Raw genomic sequence first — 16,174 nt, forward strand, 5'->3', positions numbered from 1 at the left:
AATGGCCATTTGCATGGGGAAACCCCCGTAGCCCCGAGTATCCATGAAGCGTTTCTCTCTGCCCCCCCGCCCTGACTGGCAGGACAAAGCCGAAGCCGCAGGCTTCACGTTCCACACCATGTACGGCGCGCCCTATTGGGCCGAGGATACCGCCTACGCCTTCACGCTGGCGCAGATTGAAAACGATATCGAGGACCCGACCACGGCCCTACACGCCATGGTGCGACAAGCCGTCGACCACATCATCACATCCGAGGCGCTGATGGCCCGCATGGGCCTGCCCTTCGCCTATTGGGACTACATCGCGAACAGCTGGCGCGCGGGCGAGCCCGAGCTTTATGGCCGCATGGATCTGGCTTATGACGGCCGCGGCCCCGCCAAGCTACTTGAATATAACGCCGACACCCCGACATCGCTGTTTGAGAGCGCCTCGTTCCAGTGGGACTGGTTGCAGGATCAGCTAGAACTGGGCCACCTGCCCGCCGGCACCGACCAGTTCAACCGCATTTTTGAGGCCATCGCCGAGCGTTTCGAAGCGGTCTTCCCCGCAGGCACCGACATCCACTTCGCCTCGGTTGCCGATAACACCGAAGATTACGGCACGGTCGAGACCCTCGCGTGGGCCGCGCGCGAGGCCGGCCTTGGGGCGCATTACACCACGATGGACAGCATCGGCCTGACCGAAAACGGCCAGTTCGCCGACAGCCAGTCGCGCGTGATGGGCGTGCTGTTCAAGCTGTACCCGTGGGAAAACCTGCTGGCCGAACCTTTTGCCGAACACCTGCCCACCGCCCACCTGCGGTTGATCGAGCCGCCATGGAAGGCGCTGGTGTCGAACAAAGCAATCTTGCCGGTGCTGTGGCAGCTTTTCCCCGACCACCCAAACCTGCTGCCCGCCTATTTCGCCGACGATTGGTCCGACGCGCCCGTCGACCTGCCCCACGGCATCGTGCGCAAGCCGCTCTTCTCGCGCGAGGGGGCGTCGGTCACCATTCTGGGCCCGAATGGCGAGACGATCGCCCGCGCCGAAGATCGCAGCTATGACCAATACCCCGAAATCGTGCAGGCCTATCACCCGCTGCCCGTCTTCGACGGCTATCGCCCCGTGCTGGGTGCGTGGGTCGCGGGCGAGACCTGCGTCGGCCTTGGCCTGCGCGAGGATCAGTCTCCGATCACGCAAAACCTCAGCCGGTTTGTGCCCCACGTCATTCAGGATTAAGGTAGCCCTATGAAACGCTCTGCCCGTCTTATCCCGCTGACCATTGGCCTTGCCGCCAGTGCATTCGCGCTATCCGCCTGCAAACCCGAAGTGACCGAGGTGGACGCCCAGCTGTTTCCCGATACCGCCTCGTGCTACGCGGCGGCTGATTCGCTGCAATCCACCTTTAGCCGCGCCGATTGTGACAACGTCGCCGCCGATGCGCAGGCCCAACACGCGGCCACCGCCCCCCGTTATGACGCGCTGGCCGCCTGCGAGGCCGAATACGGCACCGGCAACTGCGAGACCGCGCAGAACACTGGCGGGGGTGGCGGCAGCTTCTTCATGCCGCTGTTGATGGGCTACCTGATGGGCAACATGCTGTCGGGCGGTCGCCACGCGGCGCAGCCCCTCTATTCCAAACCCGGTGGCGGATATACGACCGCCGACCGCGGCACATCGTTCAACAGCAATTCCGGCAGCAGCCGCGTGAACGCCAGCAGCTTCGGTAGCGCCGCGACAGCCACGCGCGGTGGCACCAGCGCCGGAAACACGCGCCCAGTGGCCGCCCCGATGTCACAAAGCAGTGTGCGATCTACGGGTGGGTTTGGCGGTGGCTTCGGCGGCGGCTCGTCGTTCGGCGGCTGATGTGACTGACACGGCTGCGACTATACCCGCCGATCTGGTCGCGCGTGGTCTGCTGGATACGCCCGATGTGCAGGCCCTGACGCCTGTGACAGAAACCTTCCGCATGCGCATCACGCCGCAAATGTTGGCGGCCATCGGCGCGCCCGATGACAAAATCGCGCGCCAATTCATCCCCGACCAGCGCGAGCTGACGATCCGCCCGGAAGAACTGGCCGACCCGATTGGCGATGCGGCCCATGCGCCCGCGCCCGGCATCACCCACCGCTACCCCGACCGCGTGATTTTCCACGTCACCCAGCTGTGCGAAGTGTATTGCCGGTTCTGCTTCCGCCGCGAAGTGGTGGGCGACAGCGGTGTGCTGCCGCCAGACAAGGTTGCAGCCGCGCTGGACTACATTCGTGCCACGCCCGCAATTCATGAAGTGATCCTGACAGGTGGCGACCCGCTTAGCCTCTCGCCGCGCCGCATTGCCGCGCTGACCGACGCGCTCGCCGCAATCCCGCATGTGCGCCTGCTGCGCATCCATACGCGCGTCCCCGTTGTTGCCCCCGAAAGGATCAGCGCCGAGATGCTGAAGGCCCTGCAGCGCGACAGCCTGACAACGTGGATCGTCTTGCACACGAATCACGCGCAAGAATTGGTCCCCGCCGCCGAAAGTGCCATCGGCAGCATCATCGGCGCGGGCATCCCGATGCTGTCGCAATCTGTGCTGCTACGCGGGGTGAATGACGATGTCGATACATTGCAGGGGCTGTTCACCAGCCTGCTACGCCTCGGCGTGAAGCCCTATTATCTGCATCACTGCGACCTTGCGCGCGGAACGTCACATTTCCGCACGACCATCGCTGCGGGTCGCGCGCTGATGGCCGCGCTGCGCGGGCGCATCTCGGGTACGGCGCTTCCGACCTATGTTCTGGATATTCCGGGCGGATTTGGGAAGGTGCCGATCAATGCCGACTATTTCGTGCCATCTGATAGCACAGGCACGTGGCAGGTCCAAGACCCGCAGGGCCGCTGGCACATCTACCAAGACCCCGAATGAAGAAGGGCAGCCTCTCGGCTGCCCTTCGTACTTCTTAGAAGCTGTAGTTCACGCCGATGTTGAGCGACTGACTAGCCATGGTCGGTGAGGTGTAACGACCACCAGGTGCGGTCAGATCAACACGGTCGTAACCAGCGTATTCGTATTCGCCGCGGATCGACCAGTTGTCGTTGAACGCATATTCAACACCGAAACCGATATCGAAACCGTCGGTATTTTCAGTAGTGTCAAGGTTCATTGCGCCAGCGACTTTGTAGTCGAATTCGGCGTAGGTGTAGCCGACAAAGCCGTACAGCAGCGTCTGCGGGTTCAGTTCGACACCGAAGTTACCGCGCAGGGTCGCTTCCCAGTTCATCTGGGCGCTTGCATCGCTCGTAGCAATGCTCGTACCGGGAGGGGTAGGTGCCGTGTAGCTGACTTCTTCCTTCTTGCCGCCGCCGCGTACGCGCAGCTCGGGGCCGAAGACCAGCTTGCCATTGTTCCAGCGGTAACCAGCCGACAAGGAGTAGCTAAGCCCCGAGAGCCCCATGTCACCGATGCTGCCGAGGTAAGTGCCGGTCGGAGTGTGGACGCCAACTTCATCTTCTGCGTCGACGATGTAGCTCAGACCCAGGCCGACATAAGCGCCTTCCCAACGACCAGCGATTGCAGGTGCTGCGGGAACGATGATGACGGGCTCCACAACTTCCTGCGTGAGGCCGCCGGCGAAAGCTGCATTAGCGGAAACGAGGGCCGAAGCGATCGCAGCGCCAACAACAAACGAGTTCTTGATCATGTTAATACCTGCCAACTTGATTACATGTCGTACATTGAAACGTGGCGGACATACGCGAGACCTCAAACAACCTCAAGATGCATGCCGATGATGCGTTTTCGTTAATTTTGGGTAAGCGGTAAAGAACTATTTGACCATAGGTCGATTCAGTGGGGCACAATAGCAATTGTGCCACAACAACGGCCATTTTCGTGGCCATTGTGCGACACATCCGGGAAGAAACATATCGTTACAGTTCGTGACAGCTGCTTAGCGAAACTGCCTAACACGAATCAAATTTTAACACTGACGTCAGTGTTTTCCCGGCCCCTCCTCGGTCAGGGGGCCAGGAAATGGCTTATTTTCAGGCCAGTATACGCGCTACGATCATTTCAGCGGCATCTTCTGCCGAAACTTTCGTAGTGTCGATGTGCAGATCCGGCGCCTCAGGCGTCTCATAAGGGCTGTCGATACCGGTGAAGTTCTTCAACGCACCCGCACGCGCCTTCTGGTAGAGGCCCTTCACATCGCGGCTTTCGGCGACAGCCAGCGGCGTGTCGATGAACACCTCGATGAAATCACCCGCTGGCAGCATGTCACGCACCATGCGACGCTCGCTGCGGAAGGGCGAGATAAACGCCGTCAGCACGATCAGGCCTGCATCAACCATCAGCTTGCCAACCTCGCCAACGCGGCGGATGTTTTCGACGCGATCCGCATCAGAGAAGCCCAGATCGCGGTTCAAACCGTGGCGGATATTGTCGCCGTCCAGCAAGAAGCTGTGCTTGCCAAGGGCATACAGCTTCTTCTCGACCAAGTTAGAAATCGTCGACTTACCCGAACCCGACAGGCCCGTCAGCCAGACCAGCTTGGGCTGTTGCGCCTTTTGGGCAGCGTGGGCTTCGGCATTGATGTCGACCGATTGCCAGTGGATGTTCTGCGCGCGGCGCAGGCTGAAGTGCAGCAGACCGGCCCCAACAGTCGCGTTGGTCACGCGATCGATCAGAATGAACGACCCCAGCGTCTTGTTGTCTTCAAACGGCGCGAAGGTCACCTGACGGTCGGTCGAAATGTTGCAAACCCCAATCGAGTTCAGCCGCAGCGTCTTCGCGGCCAGACGTTCCATCGTGTTGACGTTCACTTCGTACTTCGGCTCGGTAATCGTGACAGCAGCCTGCTGCGTCCCGATCTTCATGATGTAGGGGCGACCGGGCAGCATCTCGGCCTCGTCCATCCAGACGATAGTGGCTTCGAACTGGTCGGCCGTCTCGGCCGGGTCCAGCGCGGTCGAGATGACATCGCCGCGCGAACAGTCGATTTCGTCGTTCAGCGTCAGACAAACCGACTGGCCAGCGACGGCCAGATCAAGGTTGCCGTCAAAGGTGACGATGTCTTTCACCGTCGATTCCTTGCCCGAGGGCTGCACCCGAATGCGGTCGCCCGGACGCACAGAACCCGACGCGATCAAGCCGGTGAAGCCGCGGAAGTCCAAGTTCGGGCGGTTGACCCACTGGACGGGCATGCGGAACGGCTGGCTGGCCGACGTATCGCCCAGCGGCACACTTTCGAGGTGCGCCAGCAAGGTCGGGCCCTGATACCAAGGCATGGCATCCGACTTTTCGACGATATTGTCGCCCTTCAGCCCCGAAATCGGCACCGGCACGAAAGCGTTCAAGCCAATCGATTCGGCAAACGCGCTGTAGTCGGCCACGATCTGGTGGAAGGTACTGGCGCTGTAATCGACCAGATCCATTTTGTTGATCGCCAGCACGACATTGGGAATACCCAGCAGCTTGACCAGATACGAGTGGCGGCGCGTCTGCGTCAGCACGCCCTTGCGCGCGTCGATCAGAATCACGGCCAAATCGGCGGTCGAGGCGCCTGTCACCATGTTCCGCGTGTACTGCTCGTGGCCGGGGGTGTCGGCTACGATGAACTTGCGCTTGTCGGTGGTAAAGAAACGGTAGGCAACGTCGATGGTAATGCCCTGCTCGCGCTCGGCGGCAAGACCATCCACCAGCAGCGCAAAGTCAATCTCTTGCCCTTGGGTGCCGACGTTTTTCGAATCGTTTTCCAGCGCGGCCAGCTGATCTTCAAAGATCATCTTGCTGTCATACAGCAGGCGGCCGATCAGGGTCGATTTACCATCATCGACCGACCCGCAGGTAATGAAGCGCAGCAGCGATTTGTGCTGGTGCTGGGCCAGATAGGCGTCGATATCCTCGGCGATCAGCTTGTCGACTTCGTAGGCGTGGCTTTTCACATCGGCGGTCATCAGAAGTAACCCTCCTGCTTCTTCTTCTCCATCGAGGCAGATTGATCGTGGTCGATGGCGCGGCCCTGACGTTCCGATGTGGTGGTCAGCAGCATTTCCTGAATGACTTCGGATAAGGTGGCAGCGGTCGATTCGACGGCCCCCGTCAGCGGGTAACAACCCAGCGTGCGGAACCGGATCGAGCGTTCGACGACCTCGTCCCCTTCGCGGAAGCGGAAGCGTTCGTCGTCTACCATCAGCAGCATCCCGTCCCGCTCGACCGTCGGGCGCGGGGCCGAGAAGTACAGCGGCACGATGTCGATGTTCTCCAGCTGGATGTATTGCCAGATGTCCAGCTCGGTCCAGTTCGAGATCGGGAAGACGCGGATCGATTCGCCCTTCTTTTTCTGGGTGTTGTACAGGTTCCAAAGCTCGGGGCGTTGGGCTTTGGGTTCCCAGCGGTGCTGCGCCGTACGGAACGAGAAAACGCGTTCCTTCGCACGGGATTTTTCTTCGTCGCGGCGCGCGCCGCCGAAGGCTACGTCGAACTTGTACAGGTCCAGCGCCTGTTTCAGCCCTTCGGTCTTCCACATATCGGTGTGCAGCCCGCCATGATCGAACGGGTTGATCCCCTTGGCCTTAGCCTCGGGGTTCTGGTGAACGATCAGCTTCATGCCGGCCTTTTCCGCAGCATGTTCGCGCATGGCGTACATGTCGCGGAACTTCCACGTCGTATCGACGTGCATCAGCGGGAAAGGCGGCGGGGCCGGGTAGAACGCTTTGCGTGCAAGGTGCAGCAAAACGGATGAATCCTTCCCGATTGAATAGAGCATCACGGGATTTTCCGCCGTCGCCACCACTTCGCGCATGATGTGGATGCTCTCGGCCTCCAGACGCTGCAAGTGGGTCAGGTTAACGGCCGAGGGGTCGCTGGGGGAAAACTCAGTCTCAGTCATGGACGGGATCCAACTGTTTGGCACTGCACTATGCTATCACCCTGTCGTTACCCGTTAATTTCTGCAAGTGACAGAAAAAAAGCCCCGAGGTCAGGACAAAGCGACATGAAGGCGCCCCTGTGCCTGTTCAAGGCGCATTCGCGCGGCATCTGGCCCCTCGTTGCGTAACAGCATCACGACAGCAACCTTGATTTCGCCACCTGCCGCAGCCAAGGCGGCGGCCGCGTCGTCCAGCGACGCATCGGCCAGTTCGGCCACCATCAATTCGGCGCGGGCCTGCAGTTTGATGTTGGTCGGGCGCATCTCGACCATGCGGCCGTGGTAGACATAGCCCATGCGCACAAAAATGCCGCTGGACAGGCACGTCAGCAGCGCCTTTTGCGCGGTGCCGGCCTTCATCCGCGTCGACCCTGCGATCACCTCGGCCCCCGTCGCGGCCATCAGCGGAAACTGCGCCACCTCGCCCACTTTGCCAAACGCGTTGTTGTAGACAGAAATCGTAATTGCGCCGATCTGGTTGGCGTATTCCAACCCCGCCACGACGAACGGCGTGTTGCCGGATGCGGCAATGCCGATCACCACGTCGGTCGCGTTCAGATCCAACGCCTTCAGCGCGTCGACAGATTCGGTTCGGCTATCCTCGGCGCCCTCAACCGCATGCGTGATCGCGGCAGGCCCGCCCGCCATGATCGAAATGGCCCGCGCATAGGGCCAGCTGAAGGTCGGGGGCAGCTCGGCCGCGTCCAGCGTGCCAAGGCGGCCCGACGTGCCAGCGCCCAGATAGACCAACCGCCCGCCCGCCTGCAGATTTTCCGCAGCAGCATCAATCGCGGCGGCCAGCACCGGCTTTGCGGCAGCGATCGCCGCAATGGCGGCCATCTGCCCCTCGACCATGGCGTCCACGACCTCGGTGGTCGGCCAGCTTTCCAAATCGGCAAACCGGCGGGCGGCGGCTTCGGTGGTGCTCATAACGGTGTTCCTTCTTCAGCGGTGCGCCGCAGCGCGTGCAATGCGGGCGGCCTGATGGGCCGCATCAATCAATGGAAATTGCAGGTCATACCCCTGCAAAGCGGCGGCGACACCGGCCTGAATGGCGGGGTGCAGCTTCATCACGCCCCCGACAAAGCCCAAGGGGGCAGGCCCCGCGCGGTCCACCAGCGCCAGCGCCAGACGGGCCAACTCGGTCCCGGCGCGGGTCATCATGTCCAGCGCGATAGGGTCGCCCAGATGGGCTGCCTCGGCCACGGCAACGGCCAGTGTGCCGATCTGGCCGCGGTCTTTGCCATAAACAAAAGCCCGCGTCGCGTCCCAGTCGGCCCCGCCCATGGCGCCAAACAGCTTCTCGGCCAAAATCTCGGCCCCTTCGGGGGCACCCTTTTCGTCAATCAAGCGATACAGGCGATCCAGCGCGCGCAGGCCGATCCATGTGCCCGACCCGCCGTCGTCGATCAAAATGCCGCGCCCGCCCACGGCGATGCGTTCGCCATCCTTGAACGTCAGCCCGATCGAGCCCGTGCCCGCAGACACCAGATGGCCGCGCCCATCAGGAAAGGCCGCATGCCACGCCAGTTCCATGTCATTCGAATAGGAGAACGCGCCATCGGGTAGACGGAAAGCCAGCTTGATCTGCTCGTCCAGATTGGCGTGGCGGTTAAAGCCTGCGCCCGTAATACCCAGATGCACGAAAGCCAGCGGCCCGGGCGATCCTTCGCGCACAGCCTCCATCGCGCCGACAAAGGCGGCAAGGCTGGCCGCATCATAGATCAACCCCGTCGCGCCATCGGTGCGGCCACGGGTGACCTCGTGCCCTGCGTCGTCAATGACAACCCACCGCGTGCCGGTTCCACCGACATCGATACCCAGATAGTAGCTCAATTCAGCCCTCGTTGCTGTGGCACCGCTGTCAAACAGGGGCGGTGCTCACCCTTGCTGCAAACCCTGCACGAAGCTGCGGGTAATCTCGCGCGGGTTCGTAATCATCGTGCCGACGACAACGGCATAAGCGCCCGCATTCAACCCGCTGGCGGCCAGTTCGGGCGTGTTGTAGCGCCCCTCGGCAATCACAGGGATCGACAGGCGGCTGGACAGTTGCTCGACCAGCTTCAGATCGGGGCCGATGGTACGGGTCTCGGCGGTTTCGGCCGTATACCCTGCCAAGGTCGTCGCCACGAAATCTGCCCCCGCATCAGCCGCCGCCAGACCTTCCTCGAAGGTCGAGATATCGGCGAAGGCCAGCTTGCCCAGATCATGAATGCGCTTGAGGACCTCGGCCGGGTCGTCGCCCTTGCTGCGCGCCCGAAAGGTCGCGTCATAGGCGATAATATCAGCTCCAGCCTCGGCCACATATTCAACCGCAGCGGTGGTAGGGGTGATGTACACGGGGTCATGGTCGAACATCTTCAAAATGCCAATGACCGGCAAATGCGTCACGGCCTTGATCGCTGCGATATCCTCGCCGCCGTTAACACGCAGCGCAACCGCGCCCCCGTCTTCGGCAGCTTCAGCCATGGCGGCCATGAAGACCGGCCCGTGCAAGGGATTGTCAGCGCGGGCCTGACAGGAAACGATCAGCCCGCCTTTGGGAAACAGTGTCATTTAACGGCTCCGGATGTCATGCCGTTGATGAACTGCTTTGAAAGCAGAATGTAAAGGATGGTGATGGGCGCGGCGGCCAGCGTCAAGCCCGCAAAAAGCGCGCCATAGTTGGTCGAATACTCGCCCATAAAGGTGGTCATGCCCTGCGGCAGCGTCTTCAGCGCGTCGTTCTGGATGAACACCAGCGGGAAGAAAAAGTCGTTCCAGATCGGCACGACGTTATAGATACCGGCGATCACCATGGCCGGGCGGCACAGCGGGATCATGATTTTCCACATGATCAGCGCCTCGGACGCGCCATCCATGCGCGCAGCGTCTTCCAACTCGCGCGGGAGGGTGCGGATAAAGCCGGTCATGATGAAAACGGTCGAGGGCAACCCCATCGCCACATAGATCGCCACCAGCGACCAATGCGTGTTCAAAATCCCCAGATCGCGGAACAGGATGAACAGCGGAATGATCGCTAGCTTCAGCGGCAGCATAAGGCCTGCCATAAAGAACAGCAGCACAAAGGCGCTGCCTTTGAAGTCGTAACGCGCGATCGCATAGGCCGCCATTGTGCCCAGTGACAGAATCAGCGCCATCGACACGCCGGTGACGAAGATCGAATTCCAAAGGTACCGCAGGAAGTTCGACCGCTCGACCACCATGGCAAAGTTCGTCAGATCCGTGAAATTCGGAATACCGAACGGATCTTGGAAGATCTGCATGTTGCCCTTGAACGCCGACATGACCATGATCGCGATAGGCGCCAGCATCACCACCGAATTGGCGATCAGCACGATCTGGATCAGCCCGTCGCGCCCATAGGTCGCAAGCAGCCCCCGCTTGCCCGAGATATCCGCCGCGGTCGTCATACTTCAATCTCCCGCTTGCGCAGATAAATGGTCCATGCGGTGGCAAAGACGGCGATAAACACGAACATCAACACCGCCAGCGCCGAGCCGAGCCCGAATTCCTGATTGCCCGACGCCACGTTGCCGAACGCGGTGCGATAGAACATCAGCCCCAGCACATCCGACGATCCAAAAGGCGAGCCGTCGAGGCCGACCATGATGTAGGGCAGCTCGAAGAAGTTGAAGGCCCCGATAAACAGCAGCACGAAGACAATCGTGGCCGAAGGCGCGATCAGCGGCCAAATAATGCGGCGGATCAGCGTGAATTCGTTGTCGGTCTCCATCCGTGCGGCGTCCAGCAGTTCGGACGGGATCCGCTGCAGGCCTGCAAGGAACACCAGCGTTGGAAAGCCGACCCAGGCCCACGCATTCACGAAGATCAGCGAAATCAGGGCAGTATCAGCCTGCCCCAGCCACGGCTGCGCGATGAACCCCAGCCCCACGGCTTTTAGAAACTGGTTCACAGCCCCGAAGATCGGGTTGAAAAACAGCTTCCACAGATAGCCGATGATCACCGTCGACAGCACCACCGGCAAAAAGACGGCCACGCGGTGGAACCGCGCCCCGGGCAATTCGCGCCACAGGAAATAGGCCAGTACAAAACCTAAACCGTTCTGCACGATCATCAGCAAAACAAAGACAAGAACGTTGTTACGAAACGCATGCCAGAACGTGCCCGAATAGATCGGGTCGAACAAAATGGTGCGGAAGTTCTCGAACCCGATGAAATCGCCGCGGCGCAGGCCGTTCCAGTCAAAGAACGCGTAGGCAAAGGCGGAAATGATCGGATAGATCACAAACAGCGCCATCACGGCCATGGGCGGCACGATCAGGAATGCGATCCAAAGGCCGCGCCCCGTCATGCGCAGGCCCTTGCGGGGGGGCACAGGGGCCACGTCTGGGGCCATCACATCACTTTGGGACATCAGCGGGAATCCGTAAAAACTGCGCCGGCACGCCGGCAAAAAGGGGCAGGCCCCGATGGGGCCCGCCCGCCAAAACTTATTTCTGGAACGGGGCGTACCAGTTGGCGATACCGGTCGTGACGGCCTGCGCCGCACCAGCGGCATCAACCTGACCGGCCATCATGCGCTGAACCTCGGCCTGCAGCAGCACCGAACCGGTCGGCTCGGCAAAACGGAAGTTGGTCGCCATGATGTAGGGCACCGCGCTTTGGTTCAGCTCGGCCACGCGCTGCAGACGCTCGTTCTCGAACACAACGCCGGGGATGGGCGAGACGTTGCCCAGACCGTTGGCAAATTTCTGGCCGAATTCGGGCGAGGCTAGATAGTTCAAGAAGGCCACGACAGCCTCAGGGTGTTGGGTTGCAGCATTGCCGGCGTAGCCGCCATCAAAATACAGGCCAACCAGCTTGGGGTCCTCGGCGGTGCGGCCGGGGGCGGCCATCAGGCCCAGATTCAGGTCGGGGTTTTGCGACAGGAAGTTCGCAACTTCATACGAACCGCCCGCGAACATCCCCGCCAAGCCAGCCGTAAAGATCTGCTGCGAGGCCGCATAGTCCAGACCGGTGAACCCATCGGGGAAGTAGGCCGAGATTTCCTTCAACGCGTCCAGACCGGCAACATAACGCGGGTCAGTGAAGTCGACTTTTTCCGCCAGCAGATCGGCATAAAATTCCGGCCCGATCACGCCCGCAACGATGGCGGTGGCAATGGTTTCAGCCTGCCACGCCGTGCCCGTGCCGTTCGCAAAGGGGAAGAAACCCGCCGCCTTCAGCGCCTCGGCATTCGCCAGCATCTCGTCCCACGTGTTCGGCTCGCTCAGGCCCAGTTGGTCGAACAGATCCTTGTTAAACAGGATGAACTGGGTTTGAGATGCGAAGGGAACGGCATAGGTCACGCCATCGGCGCGCAGCGTTTCGGCCTTCAGCGCGGCCTCGGGGAAGCCCGCCAAAGCCGGCACGTTTTCGGTCGACAGCGGCAGCAGGTAGCCCGCGCTGGCCACGGTTTCCAGCCCGCCATAGGCACGCACTTGGATGATGTCGGGGCCGGAATTGCCCGCCAGCGCCGTCGACAGGATCGTGTTGTAGTTCGTGGCCTCGAACGTCTCGAACTTGATGGTGATGCCGGGGTTTGCGGCCTCGAAGTCCTTGATGATGTCTTCATAGACGGCACGGTCTTCGCCGCGCCAGCTCCAGAACGTCAGGTCTTGCGCGAAGGCAGGGGCTGCCACCGACAGACCGGCGAGGGTGATCGCAGTCGTGCGGAAAAGGGGTTTCATGGTTCCTCCGGTTGGGTTCGGCGTTGATGCGCCTGTTGTTGGTCGTCTTCTAAATCGTCTTCGATTACAGCCTTTGGCCGCTTTCGCCGTCAAAGAAATGGACAGCCGCCGGATCGGGACGCAGCAAAACCACATCGCCCGGGCGTTCGCTGCGCGGCGCAGGGTCGGTGCGCACGCTGACCAGCGTGCCATCGCCCAAACGCGCGTAAACATACGCGTCATTGCCCAAGTATTCGGAATACACGAATTCGGCGCGATAACCGGGGCCGTCGGTCACAATGCCGAACGCATCAGGCCGTACGCCCAGCTTGACCTGCGCCCCGCTGGCAGGCGCACCAGCCAGCGCCACAGCACCACTGCCAGCCACCGCAAATTCATCGCCCATGCGCACCGCATCGATCAGCGTCATCCGTGGCGAGCCAATAAAGGTCGCGACAAAGGTATTCGCAGGGGTTTCATACAATTCACGCGGGCTGCCGACCTGTTCGATCCGCCCCGCGTTCATCACCACGATCTTGTCGGCCAGCGTCATTGCCTCGACCTGATCGTGGGTCACATAAATCATCGTGCCGCCAATATCTTGGTGCAGCTTGGCGATTTCCAACCGCACATCCGACCGCAGCGCCGCATCAAGGTTCGACAGCGGCTCATCCAGCAGGAACACTTCGGGCTTGCGCACCAAGGCGCGCCCGATGGCAACGCGCTGGCGCTGGCCGCCCGACAACTCGCGCGGCTTGCGGCGCAACAGCGGCTCTAGCCGCAGCATCTTGGCGGCGTCTTGAATGCGATTTTCCACCTCGGCCTTGTCCAGCCCCTGCAGACGCGCGCCGAAGGCCATGTTTTCATACACGTCCATATGCGGGTAAAGCGCGTATGACTGGAACACCATCGCGATGCCGCGCTTTGACGGCGGCACTTCCCGCATCGACACGCCGTTCAGCAGAAATTCCCCGCCCGACATGTCGTCCAACCCCGCGATCATCCGCAGCAGTGTCGACTTTCCACACCCCGACGGGCCGACGAAAACGACCAGCTCGCGATCCCCGATCTCGAGATCGATGCCGCGCAGCACCTCGGTTCCCTTGAAGTTCTTGCGCACGTCTCGCAGCGACAGCTGGGCCATTATCATCTCCGGCGGTTTCCAGATGGTTGTAATACCAATTCAGCGGATGCGTCAAACAGCCAACGCGTCCCAGCGCTAAATCACCGCATTTCGCACAATAATTAAGCGATAATAGGGCTGATTCATGCGCATTAGGGGACATTTCAGTAAAATGCTCGCGCATGGGCGTTTTGAATGGTATCTTATTGGTATTGAAAGCGGCAGGCGGATCATGGATTTCGGCATATTGAACGCGACCATCGCTGCGCAGGGTGCAGGCAGCCCGCTGTATCTGCGCCTTGCCCGCGCAATCCGGCAGATGATCGACGCGGGGCAGTTGGCCGCAGGTGACGCCCTGCCCCCCGAACGCGAATTGGCCGAGAATACCGGCGTCAGCCGCGTCACCGTGCGCAAGGCCATCGCACAGATGATCGCATCGCAAGAAATCCACAGCCAGCAAGGCTCGGGCAACTTCGTCGCCCCGCCGGCGCCCGCGATGACGCATGTCGGCAACCCGCTACTGGGCGGGTCGGTCACCATGCAGCAGTCGCGGCTGCCGTCGTTCACCGAGGTGTTTCGCAATCGCGGCCTCGCGGCCGAATCGATCTGGATGGCGCGCGCCCTGCACGCCCCCACGACCGAGGAACTGATGACCCTCGGCCTCGATCTGTCCGAGAAAGTGGCCCGCCTTGAACGCGTCCGCTCGCTCGACGGGCGCGCAATCGGGATCGAGCGCAGCTCGCTGCCCGCATCCATCCTGCCCGACCCGATGGCGGTCAGGGATTCGCTTTACGCCTGCCTCGAGGCGCGCAACGTCGCCCCCGTCCGCGCGATCCAGCGGATTTCGGCGGCCAACATCACCCCGCGCGATGCGGCCACGCTGGGCATTTTGCCCGGCGCGGCGGTCTTGCGCATCGAACGCACGGCCTATCTGGCATCGGGCCGCGTGGCCGAGCTGTCACGTGCGATCTACCGCGCCGACGCCTACGACGTCGTGACCGAACTTAAGTCTGTGCCAGCGTAAAGCGGCGCAGCACCTCTGACGACAGGCCCCACGTTTGGCTGCGGATGTCGGGCACGGCGGTAATTTCCCAAAACGCCGCGCGCGTCACGGGGCCGACCCCGAAAATACGCTCGGACGTTGCGCCGCTGGCGCCGATCAGGTGGCAATCGCCGTCCACATCGGGGCTGATCCGCAGCGGGTCAATGCGCAGGGCGCCTTGGGCGAACAAATCGGCCATCAGCGGGCTGGCGTTGCCTTCGGGGTCATTGCGAATGCCGCGGCAGTCGATAATCGCGGTTGCGGGCATGCGCACCACGCCGCCATCGCCCCCACGCGGGCGCAAAACGGCAACGGGGCCAGCCTCGCCCTGTTCCGCCCCCAGATACGCCGCGCGCATCTGCTGCAATTGCCCCGAGGCGCGCGCAGCCGCAATCGTCGCATCGGACGCCGCAGGAATTCGGTGACGGTGCACGTCCCACCACACATCGGCATGTTTCAACAACCGCCGCCGCGTCGGCAGGTCCAAACTGGCCCAGATCGCGCGGACATAGGGGCGGATGCCGTCAACGGCATCGCGCCACGTCCCGCCTGCCGCATCCGCCCGCCGCGCAAGCCCGCGCGCCCACGCAAACAGCCCGCTGGCGCTGGTGCCGAACGGCACTTCCGAGGCGCGGATATCCAGCGGCTTTGCCGGCTGGTGCGGTCGCGGCACCAAGCCACGACGCGACACGGTCAGGATCGGGCCGCGATGGCCCGCCTTCAACAGCGACAAAACCTGATCGACCATCGACAGGCCAGACCCCACGATCACCACGCGCCCATCGGGATCGGCAACCTTGATCTCGTCCCACGCGCTGGCGGCCAAGCCGTCCCCGCGCGACGGCACCACGTGGCCCGTCGCCAGCGCCACCGCCTTGGCGCGCAGGCGTGTGCCGTCGTCCAGCGTCGCGGTGACGCCCAAATCATCCTCGCGCAGTCCAACGCAGGTCGCGCGGATCCACTTCAACCGCCCTGCAGCCACATGATCGGCGACCAGATCAGTCAGGTAGCGGCCATAGACCATACGCGGCACAAAGCTTTGGCTGTCGTAACCCGCCCCATCAGGCTGCGCCTTCAGCCATGCCTCGAAATGGTGGGGATCATCGGGGAAGGCGCTCATGTTGTGAACGCGCGTATTCAGTAGATGGTCGGGGTCGCGCGTGGCATAGGCAATGCCCTGCCCCAGAACGGCCGCAGGCTCGATAATAGTGACACAGGCCGCGCCCACTGCGCCCTGCGCATCGGCTCGTTTCAGCACATGCGCCGCAAGCAGCACCCCGCTTGCACCACCACCCACGATCAGCAATCCGGTTACGGGGGAAAGCACGGGTTGGCCTGGGTCACGCATTCATCAATCCTCACCTTGTCTTGCCGTCTTGATCGCGCAATCGCGCGAATTGCGCAAGGTTAACAACCTATTCCCAATAAGAAATATCGTGTTAAATT

At 61.8% G+C, this 16,174-nt stretch carries 15 protein-coding genes; 4 read left to right on the forward strand and 11 right to left on the reverse strand.

Annotated features, from left to right (window positions below; all coding sequences use genetic code 11):
• Nucleotides 1-43 precede the first annotated feature (43 nt).
• From BVG79_RS10520 to BVG79_RS10530, 3 genes are read left to right on the forward strand one after another with little or no spacing between them, the layout of a single operon-like run.
• The gene (locus BVG79_RS10520) at nt 44-1,219 is read left to right on the forward strand and encodes a glutathionylspermidine synthase family protein (protein WP_085786857.1); all 1,176 of its coding nucleotides are present in this window, start codon (nt 44-46) and stop codon (nt 1,217-1,219) included.
• A 9-nt stretch (nt 1,220-1,228) separates the two neighbouring features.
• Entirely contained in the window at nt 1,229-1,846 is a 618-nt protein-coding gene (locus tag BVG79_RS10525; RefSeq protein ID WP_085786858.1) for a DUF1190 domain-containing protein, read from the forward strand.
• A 1-nt stretch (nt 1,847) separates the two neighbouring features.
• The gene (locus BVG79_RS10530; RefSeq protein WP_085786859.1) at nt 1,848-2,888 is read left to right on the forward strand and encodes a lysine-2,3-aminomutase-like protein; all 1,041 of its coding nucleotides are present in this window, start codon (nt 1,848-1,850) and stop codon (nt 2,886-2,888) included.
• Nucleotides 2,889-2,922: 34 nt separating this feature from the next.
• Here the strand turns inward: BVG79_RS10530 and BVG79_RS10535 are convergent, their stop codons facing one another.
• The 10 genes from BVG79_RS10535 to BVG79_RS10580 all read right to left on the reverse strand — a co-directional run bounded on the left by BVG79_RS10535 (nt 2,923) and on the right by BVG79_RS10580 (nt 13,707).
• Nucleotides 2,923-3,663, reverse strand: a complete 741-nt coding sequence (locus BVG79_RS10535; protein WP_085786860.1) for an outer membrane protein — start codon at nt 3,661-3,663, stop codon at nt 2,923-2,925.
• A gap of 343 nt (nt 3,664-4,006) precedes the next feature.
• Nucleotides 4,007-5,917 carry a sulfate adenylyltransferase subunit CysN gene (cysN, locus tag BVG79_RS10540; RefSeq protein WP_085786861.1) on the reverse strand — a complete coding sequence of 637 codons (1,911 nt, stop codon included), beginning with the start codon at nt 5,915-5,917 and terminating at the stop codon, nt 4,007-4,009.
• On the reverse strand, nt 5,917-6,852 hold the full coding sequence (gene cysD, locus BVG79_RS10545) for a sulfate adenylyltransferase subunit CysD (RefSeq protein WP_085786862.1): 936 nt from the start codon (nt 6,850-6,852) through the stop codon (nt 5,917-5,919). The genes cysN and cysD overlap by 1 nt, the downstream gene beginning before the upstream one ends.
• Before the next feature lie 90 nt (nt 6,853-6,942).
• Entirely contained in the window at nt 6,943-7,821 is an 879-nt protein-coding gene (locus tag BVG79_RS10550) for an N-acetylmuramic acid 6-phosphate etherase (protein ID WP_085786863.1), read from the reverse strand.
• A 15-nt stretch (nt 7,822-7,836) separates the two neighbouring features.
• Entirely contained in the window at nt 7,837-8,727 is an 891-nt protein-coding gene (locus BVG79_RS10555) for an N-acetylglucosamine kinase (protein WP_085786864.1), read from the reverse strand.
• 45 nt (nt 8,728-8,772) lie between these two features.
• Entirely contained in the window at nt 8,773-9,447 is a 675-nt protein-coding gene (locus tag BVG79_RS10560; RefSeq protein WP_085786865.1) for an N-acetylmannosamine-6-phosphate 2-epimerase, read from the reverse strand.
• Nucleotides 9,444-10,304 (reverse strand): carbohydrate ABC transporter permease, encoded by an 861-nt coding sequence (locus tag BVG79_RS10565; protein ID WP_085786866.1) that lies wholly within the window; start codon nt 10,302-10,304, stop codon nt 9,444-9,446. The genes BVG79_RS10560 and BVG79_RS10565 overlap by 4 nt, the downstream gene beginning before the upstream one ends.
• Nucleotides 10,301-11,269, reverse strand: a complete 969-nt coding sequence (locus BVG79_RS10570) for a carbohydrate ABC transporter permease (RefSeq protein ID WP_236951356.1) — start codon at nt 11,267-11,269, stop codon at nt 10,301-10,303. The genes BVG79_RS10565 and BVG79_RS10570 overlap by 4 nt, the downstream gene beginning before the upstream one ends.
• Before the next feature lie 76 nt (nt 11,270-11,345).
• The gene (locus BVG79_RS10575) at nt 11,346-12,584 is read right to left on the reverse strand and encodes an extracellular solute-binding protein (RefSeq protein ID WP_085786868.1); all 1,239 of its coding nucleotides are present in this window, start codon (nt 12,582-12,584) and stop codon (nt 11,346-11,348) included.
• A 64-nt stretch (nt 12,585-12,648) separates the two neighbouring features.
• Nucleotides 12,649-13,707: an ABC transporter ATP-binding protein gene (locus BVG79_RS10580; protein WP_085786869.1), complete on the reverse strand. Its 1,059-nt coding sequence runs from the start codon at nt 13,705-13,707 to the stop codon at nt 12,649-12,651.
• Between the two features lie 211 nt (nt 13,708-13,918).
• Here BVG79_RS10580 and BVG79_RS10585 point away from each other — a divergent pair, with 211 nt between their 5' ends.
• Nucleotides 13,919-14,710 carry a GntR family transcriptional regulator gene (locus BVG79_RS10585; RefSeq protein WP_085787362.1) on the forward strand — a complete coding sequence of 264 codons (792 nt, stop codon included), beginning with the start codon at nt 13,919-13,921 and terminating at the stop codon, nt 14,708-14,710.
• On the opposite strand, the gene BVG79_RS10590 is transcribed toward BVG79_RS10585, so the two are convergent.
• On the reverse strand, nt 14,691-16,076 hold the full coding sequence (locus tag BVG79_RS10590; RefSeq protein WP_085786870.1) for an FAD/NAD(P)-binding protein: 1,386 nt from the start codon (nt 16,074-16,076) through the stop codon (nt 14,691-14,693). The genes BVG79_RS10585 and BVG79_RS10590 overlap by 20 nt on opposite strands.
• Between the last annotated feature and the right edge of the window lie 98 nt (nt 16,077-16,174).

The organism is Ketogulonicigenium robustum, assembly GCF_002117445.1.
Lineage (GTDB): Bacteria > Pseudomonadota > Alphaproteobacteria > Rhodobacterales > Rhodobacteraceae > Ketogulonicigenium > Ketogulonicigenium robustum.